The sequence below is a fragment of the Arthrobacter sp. P4_H3 genome, from assembly GCF_056400885.1.
Genome location: NZ_JBFUKK010000007.1, coordinates 249,364 through 257,702, shown reverse-complemented (window position 1 = coordinate 257,702; position 8,339 = coordinate 249,364). Strand labels below are relative to the sequence as shown.

The following is an 8,339-nucleotide window of genomic DNA, read 5'->3' as shown; positions in this document are numbered from 1 at the left end:
CGGGAGGCCAAACCGGCCTCCACTGCCAGCTCCGGGCCGGGCTCGCCCGCGAGGAACCGCTGCACCAAGGCGAGCTTGAATTCGAAGGAGTACGACTTCACCGGCCTGCTCACCAGCACTCCTTGCCCATGAATCCTCCACCGCCCATACAGCGCCCTGACCGGCACACAGGGCGCATCCAACAACCGAGCCGCCGCCCGATACCCGACGCCCTTCTCAAACAACGCTACAGCCGCCTCACGCTGCGCCTCAGCCAATGAACTACGTGCATGCATAAAACTGCTCCCCGAAAGCCGGAACTGAATTTCTCAGTCCAACTTCCGGGGAGCAGTTCATACTGGGAGAGCGTCCGAATATTTCGTGCGAAAAGTGAGAGAGGGTTGCCTCAGAGACTGCAGGAGCTGAGAGAGGGTTCCAACCTGCCCTCCCTCAGCTCCCGCGCTTAGGCCGAGGCCGCTCCGACCCTGGTACGTGCGGGCTCTTCGGTGAGGCGCCCCTGCTGCAGCCGGAACCGGCGGTCCGTCTTGTTGGCCAGTGCCCTGTCATGCGTGACCACCAGGATGGTGGTGTTGTGGTCGCGGCTGAGCGAGCTGAGGAGCTCGATGATGTGGTCACCGGTCTGCTCGTCCAGGTTGCCGGTCGGCTCGTCCGCGAGGATGAGTTTGGGCTCGTTGGCCAGCGCGCGGGCAATCGCCACACGCTGCTGCTCGCCGCCGGACAGGCGGTTGATGCGGCGCACGTGCTTCTCCGGATCCAGCTGCACCTGCTCCAACAGTTCCTTGGCCCGTGCAAGCCGCGCGGCCCTCCGGACCCCAGCGAACTCCATGGGCAGCATCACGTTGTCCACGGCGGACAGGTTGGGGATCAGGTTGAACTGCTGGAAGACGAAGCCGATGTCGCGTCGCCGGTATTCGGTCAGCTTGCCGTCCGGCATGCTGGCCAGGCTAACGCCGTTGACGACGACGTCTCCGCTGGTGGGCTTGTCCAGGGCACCCAGCAGGGACAGGAGCGTGCTCTTGCCGCTGCCGCTCTTGCCCACGATGGACGCGATCGTGCCCTGCTCGAGTTCGAAGCTGACGTCGTTGACGGGTTTGATGGTGCGGTCGCCGGACTTGAACGTGCGGACGAGATTCTTGACTTCGATCATGGCTACTCTCCTCGGAGGACTTCGATGGGGCGGATGCGGGCTGTCAGGAGCGCCGGGACCAGCGCACCGATGATGGCGACGCCGAACACTGCGGCGATGCCGGCGGCGATCACGCCCGGGGAGGCGCTCGCGGTGACGGTCGTCAGGAGCTGGGACGCTCCGCCGAACGGCCCCCCGGAGGGACCAGCGCCGCCCGGAAGACCGGCCCCGCCGCCGGGGAAACCGGCCGCCCCGCCGGGCATGCCTCGCCCGGTGGTTGCCGCGGTCGTCGTGGATGAATTGGAGCTGACCAGGGCGGACGCGATGCCGCCACTGGCGAAGGAGGCGACGGCGGCACCCACCACGCTGCCGAGCGCCACCAGGACCAGCGCCTCGAGGACGAACTGGAGTCCGATGGTGCGGTTGGGGGCGCCGATCGCCTTGAGCACACCGATTTCGCGACGGCGCTCGCGGACCAGCATCACCATGATCAGGAGGATGATCAGGCCGGCCGTGCCCAGTGCGGCGACGAACGCGATGAAGGAGATGTTCTTGACGCTGCCCAGGGAGCTGACGGCGGTTTCAAGGTTGCGCTGGCCCTGGGTGACGTCGGCCTTGTCGGTACCGAGGGCGTCCTGGAGCGCGGTCTTGGCGGCGTCCACGTTCTCCATGCTGTTCACCGTGACGATCATGGTGGACAGCTCGCCGGGCAGTTCAGCCAGCGTCTGGGCGGACGGGAGGGTGACGTAGAGGGCGTTGTTGCCGAACGTGGTGCCGGCATCGAACAGGCCGGCAACGGTGTAGGTCTGGTCATTGATGGTGAACGTGGAGCCCACCTTGAGGCCGTTCTTTTCGGCGAGCGTGGTGCCCAGGAGCGCGTTGGTTGACTCGGCGGTGTAGTCGCCCAGGCCGGAACCTTCGGTGATCGTCAGGGCCTTGCCCGTACTGTCCACCTCGGCGCCGATTCCGGTGGCGGTGATGGGCAACGACATGGTCCGCGCCGGCTGGGTGGTTCCGGTTGATCCGGTGCTTCCCTCGCTGGCCTGGTTGCGGTTGCCGAGCGTTCCGGCGTCGATGGCGGCGGTGAGGCTGGTGGTCAGCGTGGTGGTGGTCTGCCCGCCGGGTCCGCCCAGGCCTCCGCCGGGGCCTCCGCCAGGGCCGGCCGCCTGTGTTCCGGCTGCTGCCTGTGCCGCGGCTTCGGTTGAGTTGCGCAGGCGCAGCGCCTTGGTGCCGACCACGCCGGTCACGTTGGGTACGGCTGCCGCAGTGGCAGCCTGCGCAGCCGTGAGCGGCTCGCCGCCGCCTTCGAAGCCCTGGCCGCCGGCCGGGTTGACGGTCAGTACGGTGCCCACCGATGCGTTCAGTTCGGTGACTTTGGCGGCAACTGCCTGGTTGGCCACCAGCATGGACAAGGCCAGGCCGATTGCCACTGCCAACACCGCCACTACGGCCCCGGTCCGGACCTTGTTTCTGAAGGCATTGCCTACACTTCGGGCGAGGACGCTCACGGTACTCCTAGGATCTCTGGCCGGACGGGATGGCCGGCTGCTGATCCAACAGTGGTGCGCGTGGCTGTGCGGGAAACGGGCTGAAGCTATGTTTTCGCTGTGAACGCTGGGCTGCTGTGCGGTCCGGGGAACGCAAGAGCCCCGGTCCCACCCTGTCGGGCGGGCCGGGGCCTTTGACTTGCAGGCGCCGAAGCGCGGACTACTTGGTGATCGTCTACTTGGTGATCGGGCCGAGTACCGGATCGTCGACGTAGGCCGTCTTGACGTTCTCCTTGGTCACGATGACCGGATCCAGCAGGTAGGCCGGAACGGTCTTGACCGTGTTGTTGTAGGACTTGTCATCGTTGATCTCAGGCGTCTTGCCGGCCTGGATGTCCTTGACCATGGTGATCGCGTGCTCAACGAGCTTGCGGGTGTCCTTGTTGATGGTGGAGTACTGCTCGCCGGCCATGATGGACTTGACGGACTCAACCTCGGAGTCCTGGCCGGTGATGACCGGAAGCGGCTTGCCGGCAGCCTTGACGGACGTCAGGACTGCACGCGCCAGGGTGTCGTTCGGGGACAGGACGCCGTCCAGGGAAGCGGTGCCGTAGCTGCCGGTCAGCAGGGTGTCGGCCCGACGCTGGGCGTTCTCAGCCTTCCAGCCCTGGGTAACGGCCTGCTCGAAGGACTTCTGGCCGGACAGCACCTTCAGCGTTCCGTCGTCGATCTTCGGCTTGAGGATGCTCATGGCGCCGTCGAAGAAGACCTTCGCGTTGGCGTCATCCGGGGAACCGGCGAACAGTTCGATGTTGTACGGGCCGGAAGGCTTCTTGGCCTTCATGCCGTCCAGCAGCGCCTGGCCCTGGAGCTCGCCCACCTTGAAGTTGTCGTAGGCCACGTAGTAGTCCACGTTCTCGGTGTTCAGGAGCAGACGGTCGTAGGCGATGATGGTGGCGCCGGAGTCCTTGGCCTGCTTGAGCTGGGTACCCAGCTGGGCGCCGTCGATGGCACCTACGATGATGACTTTTGCACCCTTGGTGACCATGGCACTGATCTGGTTCTGCTGCTCGGAGACGCCGCCGTTGGCGAACTGGACGTCAGCCTTGAAGCCGGCTCCGTTCAGGCCGTCGTTGAACAGCTTCTCGGCCAGCACCCAGTTTTCACTGGTCTTCTGGGGGAGTGCGACGCCGATCGAGGAGTTCTTGGGGAATGCCTCGCCGCCGCTGCTACCACCCGTGGTGCCGGTTTCGGCGCGGCCGCAGGCAGTCAGCGCCAGTGCCGCAATAGCAGCGATCGCTGCTGCCTTTCCTGCTTTACCAATCATTTGCATTGCTTGGTTCACTTTCTTTAGATGGTGTGCGGAGAATCGTGGGGAAGCGCTCAGGCTTCCTTGCGGATGACGTCCTTCGTGGCAGTGGTCTCGTCCGGCTGCAGCTCGGTGCTGGTGCGGCCGAAGTTCTTCATCATCATGCCGATGATCGACTTCTTGCCCTGGGTCTTGTTGTAGACGTCGAAGGCGACGGCGATCAGCAGGACCAGGCCCTTGATGATCTGGGTGAGGTCTGCGCCGACGCCCAGGAGCTGCAGGCCGTTGTTCAGGACCGCCATGACCAGGCCACCGACGATCGAGCCGATCACGGTGCCCACGCCGCCGGTCACAGCGGCGCCGCCGATGAACACAGCCGCGATGGCGTCCAGTTCCCAGCCGACGCCGTCGAAGGGGCCGGAGGCGGTGGAGCGGCCAACGAAGATCATGCCGGCCAGGCCGGCCAGGATGGACATGTTCATCATCACCAGGAAGTTGACCTTCTTGGACTGGACGCCTGAGAGTTCGGCGGCGTGCCGGTTGCCGCCCACAGCGTAGATGTGGCGGCCGACGATGGTCTTGGACGAGATGAAACCGTAGATGATGACCAGGACGGCGAGGATCAGGCCGGGGATGGGGAACGACGTGCCCGGGCGGCCGGTGGCGAACAGGTACGTGGCGTACAGGATGGCGCCGCAGATCAGGACCAGCTTGAGGATCATCACCCAGGCTTCGGGGACCTCGGCACCGAGCGCGATGGCCCGGCGGCGTGAACGGACTTCACTGAAGACCACCCAGGCCACGGCCAGCAGGCCCAGGAGCAGGGTGAGGTTGTTGTACCCGGTGCTGGGTCCCACCTCGGGGAGGTAGCCCGAGCCGAGGTACTGGAAGTCGTTGGGGACCGGGATGGTGTTGGACTTGCCGACGAACTGGTTGAAGCCGCGGAACAGCAGCATGCCGGCAAGGGTGACGATGAAGGCAGGGATGCCCACATAGGCTGTCCAGAACCCTTGCCAGGCCCCGATCAGCGCCCCGAGGGCCAGGCCCAGCAGGACACCGGCGTACCAGGGGATGCCCCAGTCACGGATCGCCAGGGCCACGGCGACGCCGACGAAGGCAGCCACGGAGCCGACGGAGAGGTCGATGTGGCCGGCAATGATCACCAGGACCATGCCGATGGCCAGGATCAGGATGTAGGAGTTGCCGTTGAAGAGGTTGATGACGTTGCCCGGGGTGAGCGTGCGGCCCTCAGTGAAAATCTGGAAAAAGACGATCAGTGCAACCAGGGCGAAGATCATGCCGAATTGGCGGGTGTTTCCGCCAAAGAGCTTCTTGAGCGCGTTCATTGTTTCGGTCCTTGTGTCTGGAAGGTTCTGGAAGTATCCACAGGGTCAGGCCGCGGTCTTGCGGGCGGATGTCATGAGCTTCATCAGGCTTTCCTGGCTGGCGTCATCCTTGTCCAGGACTCCTGTGATGGCGCCTTCGAAGATGGTGTAGATGCGGTCGGAGAGGCCAAGCAGCTCCGGCAGTTCGGAGGAAATCACGATCACTCCCTTGCCCTGGTTGGCCAGCTGCTGGATGATGCCGTAGATCTCGTACTTGGCGCCGACGTCGATGCCGCGGGTGGGCTCGTCAAGAATCAGCAGGTCCGGGTCGGTGAACATCCATTTCGCGAGAACCACTTTCTGCTGGTTGCCGCCCGAGAGCTTGGCGACGCCTTCTTCCACCGAGGGCGTTTTGGTCCGCAGCGACTTGCGGTACTGCTCCGCAACGGTGAACTCCTTGTTGGGATCCACCACGTTGTGCTTGCTGATCTTCTTGAGGTTGGCCGCGACGGTGGTGGTCTTGATGTCATCGAGGAGGTTCAGGCCGAGGGACTTGCGGTCCTCCGTGACGTAGCCGAGTCCGCTGTCGATCGCCTGGCGTACGGTGCGGAGCGTGATTTCCTTGCCGTCCTTGTAGATATGGCCCGAGATGAACCGTCCGTACGAGCGGCCAAAGACCGAGCGTGCCAGTTCGGTGCGGCCGGCGCCCATCAGCCCGGCGAAGCCGACGATCTCGCCTCGGCGGACGAAGAAGTTGGAGTTTTTGCAGACCATCCGGTCCTGGATCTGCGGGTGGCCCACGTTCCAGTCCTTGACCTCGAAGAACACCTCGCCGATCTTGGGTTCGTGGTCCGGGAAGCGGGATTCCAGCGTCCGGCCCACCATGCCCTTGATGATGCGGTCCTCGTCAACGCCGTCGGCCTTCACATCGAGGGTCTCGATGGACTTGCCGTCACGGATGATGGTGATGGAGTCGGCGATCTGTTCGATCTCGTTGAGTTTGTGGGAAATGATGATGGACGTGATGCCGCGGCCCTTGAGCCCCAGCATGAGGTCCAGCAGGTGCTGGGAATCGGATTCGTTCAGGGCTGCCGTCGGCTCGTCCAGAATCAGCAGTTTTACCGACTTGCTTAGGGCCTTGGCGATTTCCACCAGTTGCTGCTTGCCGACGCCGATTTCCTTGATGGCGGTATCGGGATCTTCGCGCAGCCCCACCCTGGCCAGCAGCTCCGTGGACCGGGTCCGGGCCTCGGCCCAGTCGATCACGCCGCGCTTGGTGGGTTCGTTGCCCAGGAAGATGTTCTCCATGATGGACAGCTCGGGAATGAGCGCCAGTTCCTGGTGGATGATCACGATGCCGGCATGCTCGCTGGCGCGGATGTCCTTGAACTGCTGAACCTCGTTTTGGTAGACGATGTCGCCGTCGTAGCTGCCGTACGGGTACACGCCGGACAGGACTTTCATGAGGGTGGACTTGCCGGCGCCGTTCTCACCGCAGATTGCGTGGATCTCGCCGGCCTTCACCCGCAGGCTTACCTCGGACAAAGCTTTAACGCCGGGGAATTCCTTGGTGATGGAGCGCATCTCGAGAAGTATCGGATCGCTGTGCGTGGTCTGGGACGTCATATGCCCTTACGCCTCCAATGCATGACTTCGTTGTCCGCCCCGCAAACCGCAGGGCCGTCTGATGAAAAAGTAAACTGGATCACAGCCCTTGTCGTCAAGTCTTTAACGCAACAGCCAGATAACGAAACGATCAGGAGCGGCGTATTCCCGCATGCTGGAACACGAGTGCGGCAGCCCCGAGCGCCTCCGCCCGGTCGCCCAGCGAGGACATTGTCAGTGTGGTGGTCTCGCCGATCACGGGCACCGCATGGCGGACAAGTCCCCGTCGGATGGGGTCCAGGAGCAGGTCTCCCAACCCGGCCAGCGGACCGCCCACCACAATGACTTCCGGGTTGATGAGGTTGGCCACGTTGCCCAGGGCCCTGCCCACGGCCAGGCCTGCGTCGTCCACTACCCGCAGGGTTGCGGAGTCCCGCTCCAGCGCCTTGCGGACGATGTCTTCGGCGCTGAGCGGTTTCTCCTCGCCGCGGCTGAGGAGCTCGATCATGGTGGTTGTGGAGGCAATGGTTTCAAGGCATCCCCTATTCCCGCAGCGGCAGATGAGGCCGTGTTCATGGATGGTGGCGTGGCCGATTTCGCCGGTGATGCCCACGTTGCCGTAGTACGGGGCACTGTTGAGGATCAGGCCTGCGCCGATGCCCGAACCGATCTTCAGGAACATCAGGTTACTGATGCCACTGTGGGGTCCCCAGGTGACCTCGGAGAGTGCGCCTAGATTGGCGTCGTTGTCAACAAAGACGGGGAAATTCAGGGTTTCCTCAAGGTGCTGGAGGATGTTGATTCCCACCCACTCGGGGAGGATGGCGCCTTGGGCAACGGTGCCCGTGCGGCGGTCGATGGGGCCGGGAATTCCGACGCCGGCGCCCACCACGGCGCTGCGTTCCACGCCGCTTTCCTCCAGCAGTTTGGCCAGGAGGTCGACGGCGGCCCGGATGCCTTCGTCGGAGTGGTGGCCCAACGGCAGCAGCACCGACTCTTCGGCGATGATGTGGTAGCTCAGCGTGGCGAGGACCACCCGGAGGTGCCGCCGGCCGAAGTCGATGCCCACGGCGACGGCCCCGTTGCTGTTGAGCCGGACGTTGAGTGCGCGCCGGCCGGAGCTGGTGATCGGTTCCGTGGACGCCAGCCCGGCATCCTGCATGATCTTGACGATATTGGAGACCGTGGCCGTGGACAGGCCGGTCTGCCGGGCGAGTTCAGCCTGGGTTGACGGACCGTTCAGAAGGCACTCGATGATCCGTTGCTGGTTCAGGTGCCTCAATGCGGACTGTGAACCAGGATTCTTGGTTCGGCTCCTCGTTGAGCGCGGTGTTGAGGGCATGCAATGAAGCGTGCACCATCTGCACGGTTGTAGTCAAGAAGTTAACGCAAGATGCAATCACGGTGCCGGAGCGGCACCCACGGACGTTCCGCACTGCCGGCGGCGGATTCCGGGTGGAAATGCACCGGGACCACTGCAGTCACCC

At 64.1% G+C, this 8,339-nt stretch carries 6 protein-coding genes; all 6 read right to left on the bottom strand.

The annotated features are described in order from the left end of the window. Window positions 1-442: 442 nt before the first annotated feature. The 6 genes from AC1DRE_RS12410 to AC1DRE_RS12385 all read right to left on the bottom strand — a co-directional run bounded on the left by AC1DRE_RS12410 (window position 443) and on the right by AC1DRE_RS12385 (window position 8,194). The gene (locus AC1DRE_RS12410) at window positions 443-1,147 is read right to left on the bottom strand and encodes an ABC transporter ATP-binding protein (RefSeq protein ID WP_476984913.1); all 705 of its coding nucleotides are present in this window, start codon (window positions 1,145-1,147) and stop codon (window positions 443-445) included. Between the two features lie 2 nt (window positions 1,148-1,149). Continuing rightward, the gene (locus AC1DRE_RS12405; protein ID WP_476984912.1) at window positions 1,150-2,634 is read right to left on the bottom strand and encodes an ABC transporter permease; all 1,485 of its coding nucleotides are present in this window, start codon (window positions 2,632-2,634) and stop codon (window positions 1,150-1,152) included. Window positions 2,635-2,848: 214 nt separating this feature from the next. Continuing rightward, on the bottom strand, window positions 2,849-3,946 hold the full coding sequence (locus AC1DRE_RS12400) for a substrate-binding domain-containing protein (RefSeq protein ID WP_476984911.1): 1,098 nt from the start codon (window positions 3,944-3,946) through the stop codon (window positions 2,849-2,851). Window positions 3,947-3,996: 50 nt separating this feature from the next. Then, window positions 3,997-5,268 (bottom strand): multiple monosaccharide ABC transporter permease, encoded by a 1,272-nt coding sequence (mmsB, locus tag AC1DRE_RS12395; RefSeq protein ID WP_476984910.1) that lies wholly within the window; start codon window positions 5,266-5,268, stop codon window positions 3,997-3,999. A 45-nt stretch (window positions 5,269-5,313) separates the two neighbouring features. Continuing rightward, window positions 5,314-6,873, bottom strand: a complete 1,560-nt coding sequence (mmsA, locus tag AC1DRE_RS12390; RefSeq protein WP_476984909.1) for a multiple monosaccharide ABC transporter ATP-binding protein — start codon at window positions 6,871-6,873, stop codon at window positions 5,314-5,316. A gap of 130 nt (window positions 6,874-7,003) precedes the next feature. Next, on the bottom strand, window positions 7,004-8,194 hold the full coding sequence (locus AC1DRE_RS12385) for an ROK family transcriptional regulator (protein WP_476984908.1): 1,191 nt from the start codon (window positions 8,192-8,194) through the stop codon (window positions 7,004-7,006). Window positions 8,195-8,339: the final 145 nt, after the last annotated feature.

What these genes read in the sequence shown, in the direction of transcription:
- AC1DRE_RS12385 (WP_476984908.1), bottom strand. Translation starts at nt 8,194, where the DNA reads ATGCCCTCAACACCGCGCTCAACGAGGAGCCGAACCAAGAATCCTGGT.
- mmsB (WP_476984910.1), bottom strand. Translation starts at nt 5,268, where the DNA reads ATGAACGCGCTCAAGAAGCTCTTTGGCGGAAACACCCGCCAATTCGGC.
- mmsA (WP_476984909.1), bottom strand. Translation starts at nt 6,873, where the DNA reads ATGACGTCCCAGACCACGCACAGCGATCCGATACTTCTCGAGATGCGC.
- AC1DRE_RS12410 (WP_476984913.1), bottom strand. Translation starts at nt 1,147, where the DNA reads ATGATCGAAGTCAAGAATCTCGTCCGCACGTTCAAGTCCGGCGACCGC.
- AC1DRE_RS12400 (WP_476984911.1), bottom strand. Translation starts at nt 3,946, where the DNA reads ATGCAAATGATTGGTAAAGCAGGAAAGGCAGCAGCGATCGCTGCTATT.